Source organism: Corynebacterium phoceense (assembly GCF_900092335.1).
In the GTDB taxonomy this organism is placed as follows: domain Bacteria; phylum Actinomycetota; class Actinomycetes; order Mycobacteriales; family Mycobacteriaceae; genus Corynebacterium; species Corynebacterium phoceense.
The window spans coordinates 1,289,969-1,313,371 of the sequence record NZ_LT596208.1 but is presented as its reverse complement, the minus strand read 5'-3'; the positions used below and the strand labels follow the sequence as shown (position 1 = coordinate 1,313,371).

General features: G+C 63.1%; 23 protein-coding genes and 2 pseudogenes. 17 read left to right on the top strand and 8 right to left on the bottom strand.

Annotation, left to right across the window (positions count from 1 at the left end; genetic code table 11):
• Positions 1–23: 23 nt before the first annotated feature.
• The 4 genes and pseudogenes from BN9444_RS15590 to BN9444_RS15415 form a co-directional block, all read left to right on the top strand.
• A pseudogene (locus BN9444_RS15590) lies at positions 24–484 on the top strand (ATP-binding protein); the annotation flags it as partial.
• 42 nt (positions 485–526) lie between these two features.
• Positions 527–904 carry a magnesium chelatase subunit ChlI family protein gene (locus tag BN9444_RS15585; protein ID WP_420888722.1) on the top strand — a complete coding sequence of 126 codons (378 nt, stop codon included), beginning with the start codon at positions 527–529 and terminating at the stop codon, positions 902–904.
• Positions 901–2,082 (top strand): DNA-processing protein DprA, encoded by a 1,182-nt coding sequence (dprA, locus tag BN9444_RS10420; RefSeq protein ID WP_066486844.1) that lies wholly within the window; start codon positions 901–903, stop codon positions 2,080–2,082. The genes BN9444_RS15585 and dprA overlap by 4 nt, the downstream gene beginning before the upstream one ends.
• Before the next feature lie 21 nt (positions 2,083–2,103).
• Positions 2,104–2,744 (top strand): annotated as a pseudogene (locus BN9444_RS15415) (tyrosine-type recombinase/integrase).
• A 10-nt stretch (positions 2,745–2,754) separates the two neighbouring features.
• On the opposite strand, the gene BN9444_RS10410 reads toward BN9444_RS15415, so the two are convergent.
• Positions 2,755–3,267, bottom strand: a complete 513-nt coding sequence (locus BN9444_RS10410) for a M23 family metallopeptidase (protein WP_066487205.1) — start codon at positions 3,265–3,267, stop codon at positions 2,755–2,757.
• A 295-nt stretch (positions 3,268–3,562) separates the two neighbouring features.
• Here BN9444_RS10410 and rpsB point away from each other — a divergent pair, with 295 nt between their 5' ends.
• The 5 genes from rpsB (at position 3,563) to BN9444_RS10385 (ending at position 7,977) form a co-directional block, all read left to right on the top strand.
• Complete coding sequence (gene rpsB, locus BN9444_RS10405; protein ID WP_066512658.1) at positions 3,563–4,369, top strand: 30S ribosomal protein S2; 807 nt, start codon at positions 3,563–3,565, stop codon at positions 4,367–4,369.
• Between the two features lie 232 nt (positions 4,370–4,601).
• Positions 4,602–5,414: a translation elongation factor Ts gene (gene tsf / locus BN9444_RS10400; RefSeq protein ID WP_066486835.1), complete on the top strand. Its 813-nt coding sequence runs from the start codon at positions 4,602–4,604 to the stop codon at positions 5,412–5,414.
• Positions 5,415–5,651: 237 nt separating this feature from the next.
• Positions 5,652–6,341, top strand: coding sequence for a UMP kinase (gene pyrH / locus BN9444_RS10395; protein ID WP_066486831.1), 690 nt, complete (start codon positions 5,652–5,654; stop codon positions 6,339–6,341).
• A gap of 91 nt (positions 6,342–6,432) precedes the next feature.
• Positions 6,433–6,990, top strand: a complete 558-nt coding sequence (frr, locus tag BN9444_RS10390; RefSeq protein WP_066486825.1) for a ribosome recycling factor — start codon at positions 6,433–6,435, stop codon at positions 6,988–6,990.
• 93 nt (positions 6,991–7,083) lie between these two features.
• A complete protein-coding gene (locus BN9444_RS10385) occupies positions 7,084–7,977 on the top strand; it encodes a phosphatidate cytidylyltransferase (protein WP_181734552.1) in 894 nt (297 codons plus the stop codon).
• A gap of 60 nt (positions 7,978–8,037) precedes the next feature.
• On the opposite strand, the gene BN9444_RS13895 is transcribed toward BN9444_RS10385, so the two are convergent.
• Entirely contained in the window at positions 8,038–8,472 is a 435-nt protein-coding gene (locus BN9444_RS13895) for a LapA family protein (RefSeq protein WP_066486815.1), read from the bottom strand.
• A 93-nt stretch (positions 8,473–8,565) separates the two neighbouring features.
• Between BN9444_RS13895 and rlmN the strand changes: the two genes are divergently transcribed.
• The 3 genes from rlmN to BN9444_RS10365 are packed head-to-tail and all read left to right on the top strand — an operon-like array spanning position 8,566 to position 12,081.
• Positions 8,566–9,672 (top strand): dual-specificity RNA methyltransferase RlmN, encoded by a 1,107-nt coding sequence (gene rlmN, locus BN9444_RS10375; protein WP_066486812.1) that lies wholly within the window; start codon positions 8,566–8,568, stop codon positions 9,670–9,672.
• A 31-nt stretch (positions 9,673–9,703) separates the two neighbouring features.
• Positions 9,704–10,507, top strand: coding sequence for an ABC transporter ATP-binding protein (locus BN9444_RS10370; protein ID WP_068801871.1), 804 nt, complete (start codon positions 9,704–9,706; stop codon positions 10,505–10,507).
• Positions 10,504–12,081, top strand: a complete 1,578-nt coding sequence (locus BN9444_RS10365; protein ID WP_066512648.1) for a hypothetical protein — start codon at positions 10,504–10,506, stop codon at positions 12,079–12,081. The genes BN9444_RS10370 and BN9444_RS10365 overlap by 4 nt, the downstream gene beginning before the upstream one ends.
• A 233-nt stretch (positions 12,082–12,314) precedes the next feature.
• Here the strand turns inward: BN9444_RS10365 and BN9444_RS10360 are convergent, their stop codons facing one another.
• On the bottom strand, positions 12,315–12,752 hold the full coding sequence (locus tag BN9444_RS10360) for a DUF2631 domain-containing protein (RefSeq protein WP_066486797.1): 438 nt from the start codon (positions 12,750–12,752) through the stop codon (positions 12,315–12,317).
• Between the two features lie 183 nt (positions 12,753–12,935).
• Between BN9444_RS10360 and dxr the strand changes: the two genes are divergently transcribed.
• The 5 genes from dxr (at position 12,936) to map (ending at position 19,473) form a co-directional block, all read left to right on the top strand.
• Positions 12,936–14,117 (top strand): 1-deoxy-D-xylulose-5-phosphate reductoisomerase, encoded by a 1,182-nt coding sequence (gene dxr, locus BN9444_RS10355; protein WP_066512815.1) that lies wholly within the window; start codon positions 12,936–12,938, stop codon positions 14,115–14,117.
• A 12-nt stretch (positions 14,118–14,129) separates the two neighbouring features.
• The gene (locus BN9444_RS10350; RefSeq protein WP_068801870.1) at positions 14,130–15,338 is read left to right on the top strand and encodes a M50 family metallopeptidase; all 1,209 of its coding nucleotides are present in this window, start codon (positions 14,130–14,132) and stop codon (positions 15,336–15,338) included.
• 162 nt (positions 15,339–15,500) lie between these two features.
• Positions 15,501–16,664, top strand: a complete 1,164-nt coding sequence (gene ispG, locus BN9444_RS10345) for a flavodoxin-dependent (E)-4-hydroxy-3-methylbut-2-enyl-diphosphate synthase (protein WP_068801869.1) — start codon at positions 15,501–15,503, stop codon at positions 16,662–16,664.
• A gap of 50 nt (positions 16,665–16,714) precedes the next feature.
• Entirely contained in the window at positions 16,715–18,526 is a 1,812-nt protein-coding gene (locus tag BN9444_RS10340) for a penicillin-binding transpeptidase domain-containing protein (RefSeq protein WP_068801868.1), read from the top strand.
• 74 nt (positions 18,527–18,600) lie between these two features.
• Complete coding sequence (map, locus tag BN9444_RS10335) at positions 18,601–19,473, top strand: type I methionyl aminopeptidase (RefSeq protein ID WP_066486782.1); 873 nt, start codon at positions 18,601–18,603, stop codon at positions 19,471–19,473.
• Positions 19,474–19,662: 189 nt separating this feature from the next.
• Here the strand turns inward: map and BN9444_RS10330 are convergent, their stop codons facing one another.
• The 5 genes from BN9444_RS10330 to mtr form a co-directional block, all read right to left on the bottom strand.
• A complete protein-coding gene (locus tag BN9444_RS10330) occupies positions 19,663–20,055 on the bottom strand; it encodes a hypothetical protein (protein ID WP_068801867.1) in 393 nt (130 codons plus the stop codon).
• Between the two features lie 50 nt (positions 20,056–20,105).
• A complete protein-coding gene (locus BN9444_RS10325; protein WP_068801866.1) occupies positions 20,106–20,447 on the bottom strand; it encodes a hypothetical protein in 342 nt (113 codons plus the stop codon).
• 314 nt (positions 20,448–20,761) lie between these two features.
• A complete protein-coding gene (locus BN9444_RS10320) occupies positions 20,762–21,196 on the bottom strand; it encodes a hypothetical protein (protein ID WP_068801865.1) in 435 nt (144 codons plus the stop codon).
• A 45-nt stretch (positions 21,197–21,241) separates the two neighbouring features.
• Positions 21,242–21,646, bottom strand: coding sequence for a hypothetical protein (locus BN9444_RS10315; protein ID WP_066486773.1), 405 nt, complete (start codon positions 21,644–21,646; stop codon positions 21,242–21,244).
• 316 nt (positions 21,647–21,962) lie between these two features.
• On the bottom strand, positions 21,963–23,363 hold the full coding sequence (gene mtr / locus BN9444_RS10310; protein ID WP_068801864.1) for a mycothione reductase: 1,401 nt from the start codon (positions 23,361–23,363) through the stop codon (positions 21,963–21,965).
• Positions 23,364–23,403 lie beyond the last annotated feature (40 nt).

Genomic DNA, 23,403 nt, shown 5'->3' with positions numbered 1-23,403 from the left:
CCGAGGCTGGGCCGGCGCCCTGCATGAGCGATATCGCGGGACAGCATGCGGCCAAGCATGCGGCCGAGGTCGCTGCCGCCGGTGGGCACCATCTGCTCATGCTCGGCCCGCCTGGCGCGGGCAAGTCCATGATTGCTGCTCGCTTGCCGTCCATTTTGCCGCCGCTCACCACGGAGCAGTCCCTGGAAGCCACCGCCATTCACTCCATCGCGGGCTCGCCGGGACGCGTCGTGGAGGCTGCGCCCTTCGTCGCGCCGCATTCCTCCATTACCCGCGCCTCCTTGCTCGGCGGCGGCTCAGGGCGCCCGCGGCCCGGCGCGGTNGCTTGCGTGCCCCACTCGAGGAAGGCGAGGTGAGGCTCGTGCGCTCGCGCCGGGAGGTCGTCTACCCGGCGTGCTTCCAACTCGTGCTTGCTGCGAACCCATGCCGTTGTGCCGCCGAGGACCCGGCGCGGTGCACGTGCACGCCGGGACAGCGGCAGGCCTACCTGTCCAACCTTTCCGGTCCGTTGCGCGACCGTCTCGACATGGTCCTGCGGCTCTCGGGCCGTTCAGCACAGCTCCACGCGGACGGGGAGGAGACCTCGGCGGCTATCGCGGACCGCGTCGCCGCCGCGCGCGAGCGTTCTCGTGCGCGTTGGCAGGCGGCCGGTCTCCAGGTCCACACCAACGCGGGCATGCCCTCCGCCCTCCTGCGTCGGCGCTTTCCCGCGGAGGACGACGCGATGGAGCTCCTGCGCGCGTACCTCGCGACGGGAGAGCTAAGCCAGCGTGGCGTGGACCGCACGCTTAAGCTCTCGTGGACGCTCGCGGATCTGGCGGGGCAGGATCGCCCGACCATCGAACACGTATCCTCCGCCCTTGATCTTCGCGGCGACGCCGTTCGCGAGGAGGTGGCGGCATGACCGAGCTTAAGTTGGATACGCCGCTGCAGGCGTGGGTCTACCTCAACCGCGTGGTGGAAGGTCCGTCGCGCACGCTGGCCGCGCTGCTTCAGGACTACACCCCGGAGCACATTGCGCACGGCATTTATCACCAGGCGGACTGGCTGGGTGCGCTGCGCGACGAGACCTCGGCGCGCCGGGACTGGCTGCGCCAGGACGAGGACATCGCGGCCGCGGAGAAAGTGGGCGCACGGCTCATCACGCCGGAGAGTCCCGAGTGGCCGGCCGCGCAGTTCAACTCCGCCTTCGGCTTCTATGCGGCGGGGCTTGCCGATGCCCCCGCGGACTTCGACAAGGCCGCCGTCGCGCCCCATTGCCTGTGGGTCCGCGGTGCTCCGGTGGGCGAGGTCGTTAGCCAGGCCGTCGCTGTCGTGGGCACGCGCGCGATTACCCGCTACGGCTTTGACGCGACGCGCCTCATGGTTTCCGGACTCGTGCCACACCAGTGGACGATTGTTTCGGGTGGTGCGATGGGTGTCGACACCGTTGCACATGAGCAGGCGCTCGAACATGGCGGTATCACCGCGGTGGTCGCCGCGTGCGGCATCGACGAGCCGTATCCCGCGCGCAACGCAAAGCTCTACGAGCGGATCGTGGACCGCGGCGGGACCATCCTCACTGAATTCGCGCCGGGCTCGAAGCCGCAGCGCCATCGGTTCTTAACCCGCAATCGTTTGGTCGCGGCACTCACATCGGGCGCGGTGTGCATCGAGGCGGCCTTTCGTTCGGGAGCGCTCAATACGCTCAACTGGACGGAGGCGCTTGGCCGTGTCGCGATGGTGGTGCCCGGACCGATTACGGGGCCAGGCTCGGTGGGATGTCACAAGCGCATCCAGGAACATCGCGCGCAGCTCGTCATGAGCCCCGACGGTGTGCGCGAACTCCTCGAGCAGGTCGGTGCCGTCGACGAGGAAGCGCAGTTGGAACTCGTCTACGCGCCCTCGAAGACGCAGCGGCTGTCCCGTAACGAGCTGCAAGTTTTCGGCTCGACGCCGGTCGACGAGACGGCGAGCGCCCAAGACATCGCACGCGAGGCGGGGCTGCGGCTGCCGCTTACCATCCATCTGCTCGTCACCTTGGAGAAGCAGGGGCTGGTCGTGCGCCGCGGCGGACAGTGGCAGCGCCTCGACGTGGACTAACCACGGGTATACTCTGGCCCCATGAGTAACACGCCGGGCGGTCAGCTTGAGCAGGCCATCGAGGATTTTGCCGAGTACCAACGTCTAGTGCTCGGCCGATCCGAGGCCACCATCCGCGGCTACCGCTCGGATCTGCGCGACCTGGCCGCGCGCGTGCCGGACTTCGCGCATTTCACGCTCGACGCCCTGCGTGCGTGGCTGGGCGATGCCGTGGCGGCGGGGAAGTCCCGTGCCACGCTCGCTCGGCGCACCGCNACTTGTCACGCCGCACCGCGCGCGTGACCGGTAAAGGCAATAAGCAACGCGTCGTGCCCTTCGGACATGCCGCCGCAGACGCGATTGCCGCGTGGCTCGACGTGCGCGGCGAGTTTCCACCCGCAGCAGACGAGAACGCGCTTTTTCTCGGCACGCGCGGCAAGAGGATCGACCAGCGTCAGGTGCGCCGCGTTGTGGAGCGCGCCAGCCAGGTCACCGGGACGACGGGACTAACACCACACGGGCTGCGGCACTCGGCGGCGACACACCTGCTCGAGGGCGGCGCCGACCTCCGCGTGGTCCAGGAAGTGCTGGGACACGCCTCGCTCCAGACAACGCAGGTCTATACCCACGTCTCCGCGGCACGCCTGAAGAAGATTTACGAGCAGGCGCACCCGCGGGCTTAAGGACGCAGACCTAGACGGGCTTCAGGCGGATCGTGGGGGCATCAAGAAGCTCGAGTGGATTGAGATAAGAATCCGGGCCGTCGAGTGCGCCCCAATGCAGGCCGGGATAGCCGTCGAAGGTAGGCGCGAGCGTGCCGAGTACGTCTCCGGCGGCGACTGTCTGCCCGACCTGGACGTGGGCGTAGACGGGGGAGTAAGTGGTGCGCAGTCCGTCCGCGTGCTCGACGGAAACCGACGGGGTGCCGGCGACAACGCCTGCGAAGGCGACGGTCCCGGGGCCCGCGGCGGCAATGGGCTGGCCAACGTCTGCCGCAAGATCGACGCCGCGGTGTCCCGGCAGCCAATTGTGGTCCGGATTATCGAAGGCGCGGATAACGCGGAGTGGAACGGGTGGCGAATAGCCGCGGGCGGAGGGCTGCGCGGCGGTGGGCGATGGTGCGGCGGCGGCCGGAAGCGTAGCGCCTGTGGCGAAAGTGGTTGCAGTAATAAGGAGAGAACTAAAAATGAGGCGAGAGAGTTTCATGGTCTCCACCATGCCGGATTTTGGGGCAGAGCGCTAGGTTGTGTTGGTGGGATTTTGCAGGCAGTTCGCGTGCGCGCCGTTTTGGCAAAGCGTGGCGAAGCATATAAGCTATCCGGCAGCAGTGTGTCCTTTGGACTCATTGACTACGCGCGGCAAGAACAATGACGCAGTCAACGTGGTCCCGAATCTGTTCATGACTTGGGTGTTGACAGCTAGGACTTGCAGCCAGGGTGTGGGATAAAAGCCCGCACAACACGTATTGGAAAACCTAAAGAAAATAGAAAGCGAGCGAATCATGGCAGTTGTAACCATGCGCGAGCTCCTCGACGCCGGTGTCCACTTCGGTCACCAGACCCGTCGCTGGAATCCGAAGATGCGTCGTTTCATCTTCACTGACCGTAATGGCATCTACATCATCGACCTGCAGCAGACGCTGACTTACATTGACGAGGCTTTCGAGTTCGTCAAGGAGACCGTCGCACACGGCGGCACCATCCTGTTCGTGGGTACGAAGAAGCAGGCTCAGGAAGCCGTGGCTGAGGAAGCTACCCGCGTGGGTATGCCGTACGTCAACCACCGCTGGCTGGGCGGCATGCTCACCAACTTCCAGACCGTGTCCAAGCGTCTGAAGCGCATGAAGGAGCTTCAGGCCATGGACGCCGCTGAGGACGGCTACAAGGGCCGCACCAAGAAGGAAGTTCTCATGCTCACCCGCGAGCGCACCAAGCTGGAGCGCGTCCTGGGCGGCATCTCTGACATGTCCAAGGCTCCGTCCGCCCTGTGGATTGTTGACACCAACAAGGAGCACATCGCGGTCAAGGAAGCTCACAAGCTCAACATCCCGGTTGTTGCCATCCTTGACACCAACTGCGATCCGGACGAGGTCGACTTCCCGATTCCGGGCAACGACGACGCCATCCGCGCCACCAAGCTGCTCACCGGCATCATCTCCACCGCTGTGGAAGAGGGCAAGAAGGCTCGCGAAGAGCGCCAGCTTGCCGCTGCTAAGGAAGCCGCTGGCGACTCCGCAGAAAAGGAGCAGCGCGACGCCGCTGAGGCCGCTGCTGCATCCGACCCGGCTTCTGCCGAGTCCGCTGAGTAATACAGATTAATTTCTGTGGCTGACTTTTAAACCCCCGTTGTGCCGACTAAGGCCACGGGGGTTTGTCGTGACACGACGTGTCTCACGTGCATCGCGCGCGTGTGGAGCCGTGGCACGGTATTTCGACGGCGCGGGGGCATTTTTCTAGCCCCCTAGAGCGGCGCGCGGCGCGTGCGTCGACTACGCTGTTTCAACGAACATTGTTTGATCAACAAGGAGGATCGCCCCAACTATGGCGAACTACACTGCTGCAGACGTCAAGGCCCTGCGCGAAGCTACCGGCTCTGGCATGCTCGATTGCAAGAAGGCCCTGGAAGAGTCCAACGGCGACTACGACAAGGCTGTTGAGATCCTGCGCATCAAGGGCGCAAAGTCCGTCTCCAAGCGTGCGGACCGCGAGGCTTCTGAGGGTCTCATCGCCGTCTCCGGCAACACCATGGTCGAGATCAACTGCGAGACCGACTTCGTGGCAAAGAACGACGCCTTCAAGTCCTTCGCAGCCAAGATCGCTGAGGCCGCAGGCGAGGCTAAGGTCAACTCCGCTGAGGAGCTCAATGCTCTCGAGATCGACGGCAAGACCGTCGCCGACATTGTGACCGAAGAGTCCGCAAAGACCGGTGAGAAGCTGCAGGCTGCCCGCGCTGCCACCATCGAGGGCGACAACGTCGCCGTTTACCTCCACCAGCGTTCCGCAGACCTGCCGCCGGCAGTGGGCGTTCTCGTTGCCTACGAGGGCAACGCTGAGGCCGCACACCAGGCTGCTCTGCAGATCGCCGCGATGAAGGCTGAGTACCTCACCCGCGAAGAGGTTCCGGCTGAGGTCGTCGAGAAGGAGCGCGAAATCGCTGAGGCCACCACCCGCGAAGAGGGTAAGCCGGAGAAGGCTATCCCGAAGATCGTGGAAGGCCGCCTGGGTGGCTTCTTCAAGAACGTTGTCCTGCTCGAGCAGGCCGCACTGGAGGACCACAAGAAGACCGTCAAGCAGGTTCTTGACGAGGCTGGCACCACCATCACCGCCTTCAAGCGTTTCGAGATCGGTGCCTAAGTCTCACTCCCGCGGCAGGGTTACTGCTGCTGCGTGAGGGCGAACTTTCGCTCGAAAATCAGCCCACGCTCCGCTTCCGCGGGGACGTGGGCTTTTGCGTGCCGCCGGCGAGGCGCGGTGTTAGGTAGCGGGGCGTCCTAACAGGTAAGATGGTCGGAGAAAATTGTGCCCCTTTAAGTGGAAGGACGTCTCCAGGTGACTACCCCGGATTCCAAGCGAACTGCGTACAAGCGAGTGATGCTCAAGCTGGGTGGTGAAATGTTTGGCGGCGGCAAGGTCGGCATCGATCCGGACGTCGTCGAAAACGTCGCCCGCCAGATCGCGGACATTTCCAAGCAGGGTACCGAGGTCGCCGTGGTCATCGGTGGCGGCAACTTCTTCCGTGGCGCGGAGCTCTCCCAGCGCGGCATGGACCGTGCGCGCTCGGACTACATGGGCATGCTCGGCACCGTTATGAACTGCCTGGCCCTCCAGGACTTCCTGCAGCAGCAGGGCGTGGATTGCCGCGTGCAGACCGCCATCAACATGGCGCAGATCGCGGAGCCGTACCTGCCGCTGCGCGCTGACCGCCACCTGGAGAAGGGCCGCGTGGTTATCTTCGGCGCTGGCATGGGTATGCCGTACTTCTCCACGGACACGACCGCGGCACAGCGTGCCTTGGAGATTGGCGCCGAGGTCCTTTTCCTCGCCAAGGCCGTGGACGGTGTCTATTCGGACGACCCGCGCACCAACCCGGACGCGGAGCTCTACACGGAAATCACGCCGCGCGAGGTCATCGAGAAGGGCCTGAAGGTTGCAGACGCCACCGCGTTTAGCCTGTGCATGGACAACAACATGCCCATCCTGGTCTTCAACCTGCTCACTGAGGGCAATATCGAGCGCGCCGTCAAGGGCGAGCCTATCGGTACCCTCGTTCAGTCGAAGTAAGCCCCGCCGGGGAATATGACCCGCAAGCGGCGAAAAACCTGCTAGATTTTCTACCCAGCACCTACGACACACAGAAGGAACATTCTTCCTCATGATTGATGAGATTCAGCTCGACGCCGAAGAGCACATGACCGCCTCGGTGGAGCACACCCGCGAGCAGTTGGTGACCATCCGCACAGGCCGTGCCAACCCGGCCATGTTCAACGGTCTCGTGGCCGAGTACTACGGCGTGATGACCCCCATTACCCAGATGGCGACCATCTCGGTTCCGGAGCCACGCATGCTGCTCATCAAGCCCTACGAGCAGTCCATGATGAACGAGATCGAGAACGCTATCCGTAACTCGGACCTGGGCGTCAACCCGACCAACGACGGTCAGGTTCTGCGTGTGACCATTCCGCAGCTGACCGAGGAGCGTCGCCGTGACATGGTCAAGCTCGCCAAGTCCAAGGGCGAGGATGGCAAGGTGGCCATCCGTAACCTGCGCCGCAAGGCCATGGAGCAGCTGAAGAAGCTGCAGAAGGATGGCGACGCGGGCGAGGACGAGGTCGTCGCCGCAGAAAAGGAGATGGAGAAGATCACCGCCTCCTACATCGACCAGGTGGACAAGCTCGTCGCCGCTAAGGAAGACGAGTTGATGGAGGTCTAGACCCTCCGCACCACATGTACACAACAAGCCGTCGGACGCATTCACGCTTCGGCGGCTCGTTTCATGCCCTACCCCGCGAAAGGATGTCTGGTCGTGCCCGATACCGCCTCCCAGAATCGCCACCTGCCTAAGCCGAAGAATGGCGCCGGCCGCAACCTACCGGCAGCCATCGGCGTGGGCGTGGGGTTGGGCGCACTCGTCGTCTTTGCCGTGTGGGCGGGTCCGCTCGCGTGGTATATCGTGGTGGCGGCCGCGCTGGGATTTTCCATGTGGGAGGTCACCACGCGACTGCGTGAGCATTCCTACCAAGTGCCGCGCACGTTGCTGATCGTTTTGTGCCAGGCCATGATTTGGGCCTCGTGGGTGGCAGGGGCGTCAGGCCTCGTGGCGGTCTACGTGTTGAGCGTCCTGGCGCTCATGTTTGGCCGACTCTTCCACAACGGTCGGCACCGTCCGCCCATTAACTACCTGCGCGATATGTCCGTCGGGTTGTTCGTGCTCACGTGGATTCCACTCTTCGGCTCGTTCGCGGCGATGTTGTCGTACATCGATACGCCATTGGCCTCGGGTGCCGCGTCGATTATCGTCTTTATGCTCTGCGTCGTCGCGTCCGATACCGGTGGTTACGTCGCTGGCGTTATGTTCGGCTCGCATCCCATGGCCCCGGCTGTCTCGCCGAAGAAGTCCTGGGAGGGCTTCGTGGGCTCCATCGTCTTTGGCACGCTCACCGGCGCGCTGGCGGTGAAGCTCTTGCTCCATCACGACGCCTGGGTCGGCGCCATCATGGGCTTGCTGCTCGTCTTTTGCGCGACGCTGGGTGATCTCGTGGAATCCCAATTTAAGCGCGAGCTGGGCATCAAGGACATGTCGCATATCCTGCCCGGCCACGGCGGACTCATGGACCGCCTCGACGGCATGTTGCCGTCGGCCATGGTGACCTGGGTGGCGATGAACGCCCTCGCCACCGGCTTCGTGCCGTTGCCGTAGCCACCACGCACACAAAAGCCGCGTCCACGAGGACGCGGCTTTTCATTATGCGGTGAAGCGTTAGTGGCGCTGGGCCTGCTTGCGCACCTGGCGGCGCAGCTCGAACATGCGCCAGCCGCCCACAAGCGCCATGATGAGCGCGCCGGCGATGGCGAAGATGAGGAACGCGATGCCTGCGGGCAGCTGGCCGGACCAATTGAAGAAGTTGAGCTCGGCCGGCTGCTGATTCTGCAAGATAAAGATGATGAGCAGAATTAGCAGCAGGAAGCCCACGATGAGCGCGGCCCACGTGCTGGCAGCAAAGGACCCCTTCACCTTGGACTGCTCCTTTTGAAACTCGGCGAAGGCGACGCGGTCCTCCGCAGAGAACGAGTCCTGAGCGGCAGGAACCGGAGCGGGAGCAGACGCTGGGGTGGAGTCGGGCGTAGCGGAGGGGGCATCGGCAAGCTCAGCGGAGGGGTCGGGCTGAACGTTACGGGGGTCCTTGGAAGTCATGGATACCAAGATACCGGCGCGGCGTTGACTTCATCACTTTAGGTTCCTTTTAATTAGCCGTTGAGCGCCGAGAGTGGGACAATAGCGAGCACCATGGCTGAACCTTTGAAACTGAATTTCTCCGCCCCGCGGCGTGGCTTGCCGCCGAAGCACTTTGCGGACTTTACTGTCGACGAGCGCGTTGCGAAGCTCGCCGAGCTGGGACTGCCCAAGTTCCGCGCCAAGCAGCTGGCGAAGCATTACTACCAGCACCTCACCAACGACGTTGAGAAGATGACGGATATCCCGGCCGAGAAGCGTGCGGCCGTGCAGGAAGCCCTCTTTCCGGAACTCATGACGCCCATCCGCCAGACCTCGACGGACGATGGCTCGACCACGAAGTCCCTGTGGCGCCTCCACGATGGCACGCTGCTCGAGTCCGTGCTTATGCGCTACCCGGGCCGCGCCACCCTGTGCATTTCGTCCCAGGCGGGCTGCGGCATGGCCTGCCCGTTCTGTGCCACCGGCCAGGGCGGCCTCGACCGCAACCTGTCCACCGCGGAGATCGTGGAGCAATTCCGTAACGCGTCCGCGCAGATGGAGGCCGAGGGCGGTCGCCTGTCCAACGTCGTGTTCATGGGCATGGGCGAGCCGCTGGCCAACTACAAGCGCGTGATGCACGCGGTACGCCAGATCACCGGCCAGGACGGCGAAGGCTTTGGCCTCTCCCAGCGCAACGTCACCGTGTCCACGGTGGGTCTGGCGCCGGCCATCCGCAAGTTCGCGGACGAGGGGCTGGCCTGCACCCTGGCTGTCTCGCTCCACACGCCGGATGATGAGCTGCGCGATAGCCTCGTGCCGGTGAACAACCGCTGGCCGGTCTCCGAGGTCCTCGACGCCGCGCGTTACTACGCCGACAAGTCAGGCCGCCGCGTCTCCATTGAATACGCGCTCATCCGCGATAAGAATGACCAGGGCTTCCGCGCGGACATGCTCGGCCGCAAGCTGCACCAGGCGCTGGGCTCCAAGGTCCACGTCAACGTCATTCCGCTTAACCCGACCCCGGGGTCCGAATGGGACGCAGCACCGAAGGCCCGCCAGGACGAGTTCGTCCGCCGGGTCATCGCGCAGGGCGTGCCGTGCACGGTGCGCGACACCAAGGGCGACGAGATCGCCGCGGCCTGCGGCCAGCTCGCCGCCGACGAGCGCGAGTCCGCGTAAAGCAGACCATTTTTAGTTAAGGTGTGGAGACATGACGTCTCCACACCTTTCTGCGTTAGTACCCGACCCGCGCGAGTGCGCCTTTGCGGTGCGCGACCTCGCCAAGGCCTTTGACGGCCGCCCCGCTGTCCAAGGCTTGAGCCTCGACGTCCCCCGCGGCGCCATGTACGGCGTGGTGGGGCCCAACGGCGCAGGCAAGACCACCATGCTCACCATGGCGTGCGGCTTGTTGCGCCCGGACCACGGCGCGTCCTTTATCGCGGGGCACTCCGTCTGGGAGGATCCACTGCCCGCCAAGGCCGCCGTCGGCTTGCTCATGGACGGCGCTTCCGTCTTCGACCGGCTTACCGGCGCGGAATATCTCTACTACTTGGGCGCTCTGCGCCGCCTCCCGGAGGAGGAGTCCACCCGCCGCGCCGCGCAGCTCCTCCAGGCTCTCGGGCTTTCCGATGCCGCCTCCAAGCCCATCGCCGATTACTCGGCCGGCATGACGAAGAAGATCTTGCTCGCCGGCGCACTGCTCCATTCGCCGGAGGTGCTCGTCCTGGACGAGCCGCTCGAGGCCGTTGACCCTGTCTCCGGACGCCTTATCCAACAGATGCTGCGTTCCTTTGCTGCACGCGGTGGCACCGTCGTGTTATCTTCCCACGTCATGAGCCTCGTGGAGGGACTGTGTGATCACGTGGCGATCATCGACCAAGGTCGCGTCGTCGCGTCCGGTCACGTGGACGAGGTGCGCGACGGGCGCAGCCTCACCGACGTCTTCGTGGACCTCGTGGGTGGCGGCGACTTCGACGAGGCCTCGCTCGACTGGCTGGGGGAGGGCTCGCGATGACCCGCACCCTCATCACACTTCACCGCACATTGTGGACCCGCGCGCTGCACTCCAACCCGCAGCAGTTCATCCTGGCCTTCCTCATCGGGTTTTACGGACTTCTCGGCCTGGTCTCGCTCAGCCTGGCGGGCTACATGGATTTTGCCGATGCTACCCACAGCTTTCACGTCCTCACCGTCATCAACGGTCTCGGCGTCGCCATGTATATTCTGCTGTCCGTCATGATGCCGGCGGGGGAGAAGCAGCTCACCCCTGCCGAACTGGGGACTTTCCCGCTGAGTTACCGCGAGGTACGCCCCGCGCTCGCGTGGTCCCTGTTTCTCACCACCCGCTCCATCATTGCGACCCTCTTCACTGTCATCTTCGCCGTGGGCGGCGCGGTCTTTCTCACCACGCACGGCCGTCCCCTGCTCGCGGCCGCGTTCGTAGTCTCCATGGCGTTCTCGCTCGCGCTCACAGTCTTTGCCGCAGACCTCGTGGGCGCCCTCGGCTCGGCCGCGCTGAGCAAGGACAAGGCGAACCTCGTCATGGGCCTGGGCGGCGTGGCGCTCCTCTTCATCTTCACGAACCTGCAGGGCATCCTGAACAACATCGTGCCGCTGGGCACCGTGGGCGGGGTCCTCGCCTGGACGCCGCTGTCCGCGCTCACCGGATGGGTGGCCTCGCTGGCCGACGGTGCCCTCGCCCCGGCGCTGGCGCAGCTGCTCATCGGCCTGGTGACCCTCGCCCTCCTCGCCTGGGGCTGGGACCTCACCGCGCGCCAAACCTTCGAAAGCCCCGTCCACGGCAACGCCCCGAGCGCCGCCCCACGCGCCGAGGGTGTCACGGCCCTTTCGCTCGGCGGTCTGGCCTACCGCAGCCCCGCGTGGATGGAGTACTCTCGTTCCCTGCGCTACTTCTTCCGCGACTCGCGGCTCACCATGACGCTCGTCATGCTGCCCGTCTTCCTCGCCTTCGCCTTGTACCAGCTCTGGCGCGGCGAGGAGGTCCTCGGGTACTTCTTCGTGGGCTACCTGGGTGTTCTCGGCGGCATCGTGGCCATCAACGACTGTGGTTACGACGGACCTTCCCTGTGGGTGAAGATGCTCGCTCCCGTGCGCGCCTCGGTCCTCTTCCGCGCGCGGCACTGGGCGCACCTCACAACCACCGCCGTGGTCATCGCGCTCGGCGCGGTCGTCCTTCTCCTCCTGGCACCGGACCGCGCCTTCGCCGCCTGCATAGCAGCCCTTGCCGTGGGCATGGTGCTCTCCTCCGGCAGCTTCGCCGCGCTGCTCTCCGCGTTCAACCCGTATCCCGTCTCTCCGCCCGGCACCAACCCATGGACGGATAAGTCCGGATACTCCGCCGGTGCCTTCATCGCTGCAATCGTGTGCTTCTTCTTCGGTTGGCTACCCGCCGCTCCGGGCATCATCATGGTGATCCTCGGCGCCGACTCCGGTCTCAAGTTCGCTGGCGCCGCCGTCGGACTCGTCGTCCCCGCCGCCATTTACGTCCTTGCGCTGTGGCTGGCCTCCCGCCGCGTCGACGCTCAGATGCCGGAGATCTATGCGAAGGTGCGCACGTACGTGTCGTGATAGCGCAACGGCGAATAACTTTCGGCTGAAGGTGAAAATCCAGAATAGAAGTTCTTGCGATGGCCAAGGTGGACCACCACGACGCGCAATTTCTTGACTCCCCAGGACTTGACCTCAATGCACCTCATGTGCACGTCGTGGGGAGAGGGGGCGGTCACGCAGAGTACGTAGCGCGAAAACAACGAAAGCCTCCGCACCAGGCGGAGGCTTAAAGCCGTGAGAAGCAGCAGCGCTTAGTGAGCGGCGTGCTTGCCCTCGGTAACGGCGCGCAGGTGGGTTACGCGGGCCGGGTCGATGTTGAGGGCACGAAGCTCATCATCGGTCAGCTCGGCGTAGGTGTGGCCCAGGGTCTTCTGTTCGTATGCCCACTCCGGCTCGGCGTGGCCGAGCGGCTGGTTGCGGGCGGTAAGGGTTCGCACGTTGGCGAGCTTCGGCTGGAAGAGGTGGATGAGCAGCAGAAGCGCAATAACGACAGCCAAAAGAATAAGGAAGATGGTCTCCACGTGGCCCTTGTGGTTACCGAAGTTGAACATCAAGAGCATGAAGACGGAGAACCAACCGGCAATCTGGATGCCGCTGCGCGGGGTCTTGGACCAGCCGAACGCTGCAGACGGGACGTCGTCGGTGGAAACGCCGTTGTAGACCTCAGAGGTCACTTTGTGGGAAGACACTTGTTCTCCTTCGCGTGTACGTGCCTATTTGTCCCCAATAGAATAGTCCATGGCCCGCCGGAACGTGGCACTTACCCCCGAGATTTCGAGCTCCACGCGAGGAAGTAAACTACGTCACACCCGCGTGGGTGGAGGGGCGTCCCGAGCGACCTACTACAGTAGGGGCTCGTGACTCATCCCGACATTGCAGCGCAGCATGCGCCAGAGACTGCACAACGCGTCCTTATCCTCGGCTCCACAGGTTCCATTGGCACCCAGGCTTTGGAAGTCATCGCGGATAATCCCGATAAGTTTGTCGTCGTCGGCATCGCGGCTGGCGGCGGACACCCGGACCTCGTCATCGATCAGGCGAAGGCCCTCAACCTTTCGGCTAACCACGTCGCCGTCGCCAACACGCACGCCGCGGATAAGGTGAGCGCGGCTCTTGGCGGCGCGGTCCTCGAGGGGCCAGACGCCGCGGAGCGGCTCACCCGTGAGGTGGAAGCCGACACGGTCCTCAACGGACTCGTGGGCTCCATGGGGCTTGCAGCCACCCTCGCGACCATCGAGATGGGGGAGTACCTCGCCCTCGCCAACAAGGAATCCCTCGTCGCCGGCGGAAAGCTGGCCATCAACCTGGCCAAGCCGGGCCAGATTATTCCGGTGGACTCGGAGCACTCCGCCATGGCGCAGTGCCTGCGCTCCGGCGAGCGTGGCGAACTCGACAAGCTGGTGCTGACGGCATCGGGAGGCCCCTTCCGTGGCTGGACCCGCGAGCAGATGTGGGACGTCACGCCTGAGCAGGCCGCGAAGCACCCCACGTGGTCCATGGGGCAGATGAATACGCTGAACTCCGCGACGATGATCAATAAGGGCCTGGAGCTCATCGAGGCCACCCTGCTCTTCGACATCGAGCCCGAGCGCATTGACGTCACCGTCCACCCGCAGTCCATCATTCATTCCATGGCGACGTTTGTGGACGGCGCCACCATCGCGCAGGCCTCTCCGCCGTCGATGAAGCTTCCCATTTCCCACGCGCTCTACTGGCCGCGACGTGTGCCGGACGCGCAACCGCAGCTCGACTTCAGCCAGGTTTTGGACTGGCACTTTGAGCCGCTTGACGATGCCGCCTTCCCGGCCGTCCAGCTCGCCCGCGAGGCCGCACAAAACAGCTCAGGCGTGGTCTACAACGCGGCGAACGAGCAGGCCGCCGCCGCCTTCCTTGCTGGTCGCATCCACTTCCCAGAGATAGTGGACACAGTCGCGCACGTGATGGGCCAGTATTCTCAGTTGGCTGGTGTACTCTCTAGCGTCGATGACATCCTCGCCGTGGAGCGCGAGGCGCGCGCCAAGGCGGACGCGCGAATTGAACAGATCGCACGCTAGGACACTTCACCTATGGCCTATATTCTGGGCATTCTTCTCTTCGCCCTAGGCATCGGCATCACCATCGCCCTGCACGAGGCGGGCCATATGCTCACCGCCCGTTCGTTTGGCATGTGGGTACGCCGCTACTACATCGGTTTCGGCCCCAAGATATGGGCGAAGAAGAAAGGCCGCACCGAGTACGGATTCGCGGCCCTGCCCGTGGGCGGCTTTTGCGACATCGCGGGCATGACCGCCAACGACGAATTCCTCACCGACGAGGAAGAGCCGTATGCGATGTACAAGAAGCCAGCCTGGCAGCGCGTCCTCGTCATGGCCGCCGGCATCCTCGTCAACATCGTGCTGGGCTTCTCTATTCTTTTCTGCGTCGCCGTGACCACAGGCCTGCCCGACGTCCACGCGGACGTGCGTCCCAAAGTCGGCGAGGTGGTGTGCTCCGCCGACCAGATCGACGAAAGCACCTACGAAGACTGCACCGGCACCGGTCCTGCCGGCGCGGCCGGCGTTGAGCCCGGCGATATCATCGTCGCCCTCGACGGTGAGGAGCTTGCGGACTTCAACGCACTGCGCGAGGCGGTCATCGCCAAGCCGGGGGAGACCGTCACGCTCACCGTCGAACGCGACGGCCAGCCCCGCGACTTTGAAGTCCACCTCGACACCGTCAAGCGTCTCACCACGGACGGGCAGACGGTCGAGGCCGGCTCCATCGGTCTCACCAACGCGCCGCTCGATATCGTCAAGAAATACAATGCCGCCACCGCTGTCCCGGCGACCGCGGATTACTCGTGGTACCTGGCCAAGTCCACCGTCGACGCCATCATCCACATGCCGGAGAAGGTCCCCGGCATCGTCGCGTCCATCTTCGGCCACAACCGCGCCGATGATTCGCCCATGTCCGTCGTCGGTGCCTCCCGCGTGGGCGGCGAGCTCGTGGAGAATAGCCTGTGGTCCTCCTTCTTCATGATGCTGGCCTCGCTCAACTACTTCCTTGCGCTGTTTAACCTCATCCCGTTGCCGCCCTTCGACGGCGGCCACATTGCGGTGATCGCGTACGAGAAAATCCGCGACTCCCTGCGCCGCGCCCGCGGCCTGGCAGCCAAGGGTCCGGCCGACTACACGCGCCTCATGCCGGTCACCTACGTCATGGCGGCCATTCTCATGACCTTCGGCGCGCTCGTCATCATCGCGGATGTGGTGAACCCGATTCGTCTCTTTGGCTAAACGCCACGTGGTGTAGGACGTGTCACTGACTGCACCGATGGTGAAACTCAGAACCTCCAGCTCTGCCCATTTGCCATAGTCATTAGACTGTATGGATAGCGTAGAGTGGTTTGCATCTAAACCCCCGTGTACCCATCTTTTTTCCAGTAAATAGGAGAACGTATGTCAACCCCCATCGGACTCGGAATGCCGGACGGACCTGCCCCGACTTTGGCGCCGCGTCGTAAAACGCGTCAGCTCTTCGTCGGCCCCGTGGGCGTTGGCTCCGAGCACCCGATCTCGGTGCAGTCGATGACGACCACCAAGACTCATGACGTCAATGCGACCCTCCAGCAGATCGCTCAGCTCACGGCTTCCGGCTGTGACATCGTGCGCGTGGCGTGCCCGAAGCCGATCGATGCGGAGGCTCTGCCGGCCATCGCCAAGAAGTCTCCCATCCCGGTCATCGCGGACATCCACTTCCAGCCGAAGTACATCTTCCAGGCTATCGACGCTGGCTGCGCTGCTATCCGCGTTAACCCGGGCAACATCAAGGAGTTCGACGGCCGCGTTAAGGAGGTCGCTAAGGCGGCTTCGGACGCTGGTATCCCGATCCGCATCGGCGTCAACGGTGGCTCCCTGGACAAGCGCATGCTCGAAAAGTACGGCAAGGCCACCCCGGAGGCCCTCGTCGAGTCCGCCATCTGGGAGGCTGGCTTGTTCGAGGAGCACGGCTTTGGCGATATTGCCATCTCCGTCAAGCACTCGGATCCGGTCCTCATGGTCGAGGCCTACCGCCAGCTCGCAGAGAAGACGGACTACCCGCTCCACCTCGGCGTGACCGAGGCTGGCCCGAAGTTCATGGGCACCATCAAGTCCTCCGTCGCCTTCGGCGCTCTGCTCTCGCAGGGCATCGGCGACACCATCCGCGTCTCCCTGTCCGCAGACCCGGTCGAGGAGATTAAGGTCGGTGACCAGATCCTGCAGTCGCTCAACCTGCGCCCGCGCAAGCTGGAGATCGTCTCTTGCCCGTCCTGCGGCCGCGCCCAGGTCGACGTGTACAAGCTCGCCGAGGAAGTCACCGCTGGCCTCGAGGGCATGGAGTTCCCCATCCGCGTGGCCGTCATGGGCTGCGTCGTCAACGGTCCGGGCGAGGCCCGCGACGCTGACCTTGGTGTTGCTTCTGGCAACGGCAAGGGCCAGATCTTCGTCAAGGGCGAAGTGGTCAAGACCGTACCTGAGTCCCAGATTGTGGAAACCCTCATTGAAGAAGCCATGCGCATTGCCGATGAGCAGGGCCTTGAGGCCGTCGAAGGCGCCAAGGCCGAGGTTCGCGTTACCCGCTAAACCGCGCGCCTAACCCGCGTTGTGCCGCCGTCCCAGTAGTGTTGAAAGACATGAAACGGACGGCGGCTTTTCTTTGCGTAGCGGGGATTATGGGCACCTCGCTGGCTGCGTGTACGCCCAAACCGGTCGCGGCGGATCCGGTCGCTGAGGACTTCATTGCGGCGCTTGAAAACCACGACGTCGACGCACTCAAAAGCGTCGTCGACGACCCTGACATTGCCGCGGAACAGTACGGGGAAACGTACTCCGGCCTCCAAGCCGAGGGCCTCGACGTTGAGCTCACCTCTATCGACCAACAAGACTCCGTCGCTACCGCCAACTACTCCGTGACGTGGGACCTGCCCAAGGACCGCGAACTCACCTACGACGCCAAGGCCGTACTCACCAAGGTCGATAAAACGTGGACCGTTAATTGGGAATCCACGGCGCTGCACCCCAAGCTCGGCGCCCACCAGCACCTCGAGCTGCGCCCCGTTGTCGCCGACCGAGCCTCCGTCGTGAGTTCCGACGGCGTCGAGCTTATGAGCCCGGGCGTTCAATACCGCCTTCTCGTCGACACCTCCTCCGGCGATATGCGCGCGCTCGCGGGCCAGCTCGCGCCCCTCGTCAACCAGGACGCGGGCGAGCTCGCCACGAACCTTGAAGAGGCAGGGGAGACCTACTCCGTGGGTCTCTACAACGAGGGAGACCGCAACGCCATCCAAGGCGCCAACCTTCCCGGAGTCCGCTTCAATGAAGAGCCGGCGCTCATCACCAAAGAGACGGGCTTTGCCACCGACATCATGTCCCGTGTGCGTTCCATCGTCGCGGACAAGCTGGACGGCACGAATGGCTGGCGCATCGCCGTCGTTAACGAGAACGGCGCTTCACTCAGCGACGTCGAATTCCACGACGCCACCCCGTCGCCCGCCATCCGCGTGGGTATTGATTACAACGTCCAGCGCGCCGCGGAGCAAGCCGTGGATCTCCGCGCGGACTCCGAGGCCATGCTTGTCGCCATGCGTCCCTCCACCGGCGAAATCCTCGCCGTCGCGCAGACCGATGCCGCCGATAAGAAAGGCGACCTGGCCCTGTCCGGTCAGTTCCCGCCCGGCTCCGTGTTCAAGATCATCACCGCCTCCGCTGGCGTGGACAAGCAAGGCCTCAACTCCGGCACTATCGTCCCGTGCCCCGGCACGATGGATATCTACGGCCGCACCGTCACGAACTATAACGGCTTCTCCCTGGGCAGCGTCTCGCTCGAAGAAGCCTTTGCACAGTCCTGCAACACGACCTTCGCAAACATCTCGACCGACCTCGGTGAGGGCGAACTCAAGGAGGAAGGCTCCCGCTTCGGTCTGGGCCTCGACTACGACATTCCTGGATTGACCACGATTACCGGCTCCATCCCCGAGGGAGAGACTCCACTGGAGCGCACCGAAGCCGGCTACGGCCAGGGCGCGGACCTCGTGAGCCCCTTCGGCATGGTTCTGGCTTCGTCCACCGTCGCCGCAGGCGTGCGTCCCACTCCGACCCTCATCGCGGGGCAGAAGACGACCGTCTCGGAGAACCCCGATGGCCCGTCACCCGTCGTCATCGACAACCTTCGCACCCTCATGCGCGCCACGGTCACGTCCGGTACCGCACGCGGCATGGGCGCTGGCGGCACCATCTATGGCAAGACCGGTGAGGCCGAAATCAACGGCGGTTCCCACGCGTGGTTCACCGGCTTCCGCGATGATGACATTGCCTTTGCCACCCTCGTCGTCCTCGGCGGCGGTTCCGAGACCTCCGTCGCCATCACGGACAGCTTCTTCAAGCGTCTTGACGAACTGCGCACTCAGCAGGACCCCGAGCAGGTCGCCACCGGCGGCGCCGAGTAGCTTGCCGATGCCCCTCATCGCCGCCGCCCAACCCGACCGCCGGGGTGGCAGGGTGGGGGACTACCATAGACGGCATGAGCAATCGCGCAAAACTTACCCCAGGAAAGCCCACCCCCGTTCGCACCGTCCCTGACTCTATCGAGCGTCCCGAGTACGTGTGGAAGGACTCGGTCCAAGAAAACATCGGCGAACCTTTCGTTCAGACCCCTGAGGTCATCGAGGCCATGCGCGAGTCGTCCAAGATTGCCGCCAACGCCCTCAAAGAAGCGGGCAAGGCTGTCGCCCCCGGCGTGACCACCGACGAGATCGACCGCATTGCGCACGAGTACATGTGCGACCATGGTGCTTACCCGTCGACCCTGGGCTACATGAACTTCCCGAAGTCCTGCTGCGTCTCCTTGAATGAGATCGTGTGCCACGGCATTCCGGACACGACCGTCATCGAGGACGGCGACATCGTCAACATTGACGTCACCGCCTACAAGAACGGCGTCCACGGCGACACCAACGCCACCTTCCTCGCTGGCAACGTCTCCGAAGAGCACCGGCTGCTTGTCGAACGCACCAAGGAAGCTATGATGCGCGGCATCAAGGTCGCCAAGGCTGGTCGCGAGATTAACGTCATCGGCCGCGTTATCGAGTCCTACGCACACCGCTTCGGCTACAACGTCGTTACCGACTTCACCGGCCACGGTGTGGGGCCCACGTTCCACAACGGCCTCGTTGTCCTGCATTACGACTCCATGGCCTACCGAAACGTACTGGAGCCGGGCATGACGCTCACCATCGAGCCGATGATTAACCTCGGAGGCCTCGACTACGAGATCTGGGATAACGACTGGACCGTCCAGAACAAGGACGGAAAGTTCACCGCTCAGTTCGAGCACACCCTCGTCATCCAGGAAGAGGGCGAGCCGGAAATCCTCACTCTTCCCGACGAAGACTAATCGAAACAGTCGCTCAACGAACCTCATAGCGACTCACAGAGCGAACAGAAGCGCCCGTCCCACCACTGTGCGGTGGAACGGGCGCTTCTCTGTGCCTACTGTTCATCCCTACGCCTTAAGCTCAGTCCTATTTGAGAGATGAAAAAGCGCCCCGCAGTGCGGAGCGCTTGAAGGCGTGAAGGTTCTACATTAGAACTTCAGCTGACCGTTCATTGCCTGAGCAACGTAGTCAGGGATAACGCCGTTGTACACAGCGAAGTTGTAGGTTGCGACGGCAACGGAGACAGCAGCAGCGGCAACACCGACGTAGGTGGTGTCGCGCCACAGCTGAGCCCACTGCGGGTTCTTATCGTCGTCGACGGAAGAGCCGAGCAGGTCGCGGCCGTTGGCAGGGGTGTCTTTGCCGGTAGCATCGCCAGCCTTGGAGGACAGCGAACCCTCGCCCTCGGAGGAAGCGCCCTTAGCGGCGGCAGACAGAGCGCCGGTGTTCTCGGTCTCGGCAGCGGTAGCAGCGGAAACGCCGCCGAAAGCGACGGTGGTGGCGGTTGCAAGAGCAACGGCGGCAGTGCGGAAGTTACGCATTGAAGTGAATACCTTTCAAAAAGATTTTGGTAGGGGCTGTAAGGCCGTTACTAGAACTTGATGGGGCCGAACTTGATGAAGTTCAGGGCCGGACCGACGAGGCCACCGATGACGGTGACGACGGCGGAAGCGATTCCGATGCCGTACAGAGCCTGTGCCCAAGCCGGCTGGGACGAAACGTCGGCGTCCTGGCCGAAGACTTTACGGCCATCGGCGTTCGTGTTGGCGTCCAGAGCGTCGCCGATCTTGGAGGAGCCACCCTTGTTCTCGGTCTGGTTGGAGGAGGTGGTGTTCTGGTCAGAAGGAGCCTCAGCCGCAGTGGCGATGGAAGCGCCGGAGAAAGCGACGGCGAGGGCGGTTGCGCCAGCGATGGCGGCCTTGCGAATACGCATATCAAAAATCCTTAAGAGTTGTCTGTGCGCGGCTTCCGGGGGAAGGAAACCCATGTGTGAATCTCACGAAGAGATTCTCGAGCATCTCGAGTCCGATTACGGAAATGTAACGGACGGTCGATGTTGCGCTAGCAAGTATAGAGCATTACGCACAGCAAAGGGGCATGGGGGTAACAATTCGCCTACAGGTAGATAAATATTTACTGCGTTAGCCCCATTTATCTGCCTGAATGAAATTTGGGTGAATCAAGACAAAAAGAAGACCCGCACAATGTGCGGGTCTTCATCCAGACGTCTTCGTCTAAGCGAGTGGCTTAGCGGTTGAAGATCGGGTCAAGGATGTGGTTCGGCAGGATGTGGTTGTACACAGCGAAGTTGTAGGCAGCGATCAGGGCGCCAGCAATGGTGGTGCCGATGAGGGCGTAGGTGCCGTCGCGCCAGATCTTGGACCACTGCGGGTTAGCCTCGTCATTAACCTCTTTGCCGACGAGGTCAGTACCCTTGGCTTTTACCTTGTTGTCGGTGACAGCGCCAACCTTAGAGGACCCAGTCGGGTAGTTCTCGTCCTTGGAGGAGAGAGCATCAAAAATCTCGGAGGCGGTAGCGTCCTTGGTGACGTCCTGGTTCTCGGTGATGGTCTCGTTGTTGGCCGGCTTCTCGCCCGTCTCAGCGGAAGCGATAGCGGTGCCGCCGAAAGCGACGGTGACGGCGGTGGCAGCAGCAACGGCTGCGGTGCGGAAGTTACGCATTGTGTGTTTTACCTTTCGAAAGTGGTGTGAGCCGGTGAGCTGCGTTTAGCGGGAGAAGGGACCGAACTGAACGAAGTTAGCCAGCGGGCCGACAACCATGCCGATGAGGGTGGCAATAGCGGTGGCGATGGTGGTGCCGTACAGGACCTTGGCCCACTTCGGCTGCTCAGACAGGTCCTTGGAGGAGCCGAAGATCTTCTGGCCGTCAGCTTCCTTGTCGCCCTCGAGCTTCAGGCCGGTGTTGATCTTGGAGGAGAGGGAAGCGCCCTTTGCGGCATCCTTCTCGTCCGGGGTGGACTCACCCTTGTTGTCCGAGGTGGAGGAGCCGTTAGCGGTGGAGGACTGCTCCTGCTTCGGAGCGGCGGTGTCCTCAGCGGAAGCAACGGTGGTGCCGCCGAAAGCGACTGCGAGAGCGGTTGCGCCGGCGATGGCTGCATTGCGGATACGCATATCAAATGTCCTTAAATGTCGTACTTGCAAGGCTTCCAGGTGGAAACCTAAGTGTTATTGGATTCCCAGGGGAATTCCAGAAACACGCGGTCGCCGGTGTTACGGCTTGAGCCGGTGTCATTGGGGAACTCTAGCTGTTCGATTCTGAATATGCACGTCGGGCGGCGCGTTTAAGTGCCTGTTAAGCAAAAATCCACCCCATAATCCTGTCAAGTTCATGGCAGCGACGTTCTCTAAATCCCAAGGTTAGGTAACGAATGTTACTCATGTGACTAGGCAAGAGGGGGTGGGGGTGATTTATGTCACGTAACGCTAATTAGGCAAATTCGAGGCTTAAAATCGCGTTCTCGGTCACCTCGGCAAGGGCCGGATGGATCCAGTACTGGTTACGCGCGAAGTCGCGAAGATCGAGGTCATATGTCATCACAGTAATCATTTGCTGGATGAGCGTGGATGCCTGAGGGCCGAAGTAGTGCGCGCCAAGGAGTTTGCCGGTGGTGCGTTCTGCGATGAGCTTCACAATTCCGGTGTGGTCCTCCATTGCCCAGCCGTAGGCAACGTCGCCGTAGTTCTGGACCTTGACGGTGACGTCGTAGCCAGCCTCGCGAGCCTGAGCCTCGGTCATGCCTACGGTGGCGATTTGCGGGTGAGTGAAGATTGCAGACGGGACGTGCTCGTGCGGCATCGGGCGAAGGTCGTCGTGGTGCAGGAGGTTGTGCGAGATGGCACGGGTCTCAGCGTTAGCGACGTGCTTGAGCATATAAGGCGACGAGACGTCGCCCAGGGCCCACACGCCCTCGGCGGTAGTGCGTCCGTACTCGTCGACCTTGATGCGACCGTCCTCGTGCATTTCAATGCCGGCGGTGTCCACGTCCATGAGATCGCCGTTGGGGGTGCGACCGGTGGCGACGAGGATGGCGTCGGCCTCAACGGTCTCGCCGTTGTCGAGGGTGAGCTTGACGCCGTTCTCGGTTTGTTCGAGGAGAGTGCCGTTGCCGATGCGGATATCGAAGCGCTCCCGGGCGATGGCGTTGAAACGGGTGACAAGGTCTTCATCGAGGAAGCGCAAGAGCTTTTCTGAGCGGTTGACGATGGTGACCTTGGTGCCCAGGCCGTCGAAGACGTGGGCAAACTCCATCGCGATGTAGCCGCCGCCGACGATGATGAGGCTCTTTGGCTGTGTGGGCATGCGCATGACATCTTCGTTGGTGTAGAACTTCACGCCAGAGTTGCGGTAGACCGGCGGAATGGTGGGGCGAGAGCCCGCGGCGATGACGATCTGGTCGCCGGTGATGACTTCGCCGCCGACCTCGATGGTCTTCGGGCCGACGAAACGGGCGTGCTGGTCATAGACCGTGATGTTCGGGGTCTCGTCGCCGCGGCGGTAGGCTTCGCCGCCCTGCGCGATGCGGTCGATGCGGTTGGTAAAGACGCGGTCAACGATGGAGTCCCAGTCCACGCTATTGACCTGAGCATCGAGTCCGAGACGACCTGCCTCGCGTGCAGCAAGGGCGACGTCTGCGGCATAGACATACATCTTGGTGGGGATGCAGCCGACGTTGAGGCAGGTACCGCCGAACGTGCCTTCCTCGATAATGGCGATGGAGACATCGTCGTACTCCGGGGTGGGGATGGAATTTCCCGAGCCCGTACCGATGATGATGAGGTCGTAATGCGCCGACGGAGTTGCGGGGGAGCTGGTATTCGAGGTGTTCAATGTATTCTCCTTTAATATATATAGGAATAAGTTGTGTATT

Excerpts from the sequence above, each read along its gene's own strand:
- BN9444_RS15585 (WP_420888722.1), top strand. The coding sequence starts at position 527 with ATGGTCCTGCGGCTCTCGGGCCGTTCAGCACAGCTCCACGCGGACGGG.
- dprA (WP_066486844.1), top strand. The coding sequence starts at position 901 with ATGACCGAGCTTAAGTTGGATACGCCGCTGCAGGCGTGGGTCTACCTC.
- BN9444_RS10410 (WP_066487205.1), bottom strand. The coding sequence starts at position 3,267 with ATGAAACTCTCTCGCCTCATTTTTAGTTCTCTCCTTATTACTGCAACC.
- rpsB (WP_066512658.1), top strand. The coding sequence starts at position 3,563 with ATGGCAGTTGTAACCATGCGCGAGCTCCTCGACGCCGGTGTCCACTTC.
- tsf (WP_066486835.1), top strand. The coding sequence starts at position 4,602 with ATGGCGAACTACACTGCTGCAGACGTCAAGGCCCTGCGCGAAGCTACC.
- pyrH (WP_066486831.1), top strand. The coding sequence starts at position 5,652 with ATGCTCAAGCTGGGTGGTGAAATGTTTGGCGGCGGCAAGGTCGGCATC.
- frr (WP_066486825.1), top strand. The coding sequence starts at position 6,433 with ATGATTGATGAGATTCAGCTCGACGCCGAAGAGCACATGACCGCCTCG.
- BN9444_RS13895 (WP_066486815.1), bottom strand. The coding sequence starts at position 8,472 with ATGACTTCCAAGGACCCCCGTAACGTTCAGCCCGACCCCTCCGCTGAG.
- rlmN (WP_066486812.1), top strand. The coding sequence starts at position 8,566 with ATGGCTGAACCTTTGAAACTGAATTTCTCCGCCCCGCGGCGTGGCTTG.
- BN9444_RS10370 (WP_068801871.1), top strand. The coding sequence starts at position 9,704 with ATGACGTCTCCACACCTTTCTGCGTTAGTACCCGACCCGCGCGAGTGC.
- BN9444_RS10365 (WP_066512648.1), top strand. The coding sequence starts at position 10,504 with ATGACCCGCACCCTCATCACACTTCACCGCACATTGTGGACCCGCGCG.
- BN9444_RS10350 (WP_068801870.1), top strand. The coding sequence starts at position 14,130 with ATGGCCTATATTCTGGGCATTCTTCTCTTCGCCCTAGGCATCGGCATC.
- ispG (WP_068801869.1), top strand. The coding sequence starts at position 15,501 with ATGTCAACCCCCATCGGACTCGGAATGCCGGACGGACCTGCCCCGACT.
- BN9444_RS10340 (WP_068801868.1), top strand. The coding sequence starts at position 16,715 with ATGAAACGGACGGCGGCTTTTCTTTGCGTAGCGGGGATTATGGGCACC.
- map (WP_066486782.1), top strand. The coding sequence starts at position 18,601 with ATGAGCAATCGCGCAAAACTTACCCCAGGAAAGCCCACCCCCGTTCGC.
- BN9444_RS10330 (WP_068801867.1), bottom strand. The coding sequence starts at position 20,055 with ATGCGTAACTTCCGCACTGCCGCCGTTGCTCTTGCAACCGCCACCACC.
- BN9444_RS10325 (WP_068801866.1), bottom strand. The coding sequence starts at position 20,447 with ATGCGTATTCGCAAGGCCGCCATCGCTGGCGCAACCGCCCTCGCCGTC.
- BN9444_RS10320 (WP_068801865.1), bottom strand. The coding sequence starts at position 21,196 with ATGCGTAACTTCCGCACCGCAGCCGTTGCTGCTGCCACCGCCGTCACC.
- BN9444_RS10315 (WP_066486773.1), bottom strand. The coding sequence starts at position 21,646 with ATGCGTATCCGCAATGCAGCCATCGCCGGCGCAACCGCTCTCGCAGTC.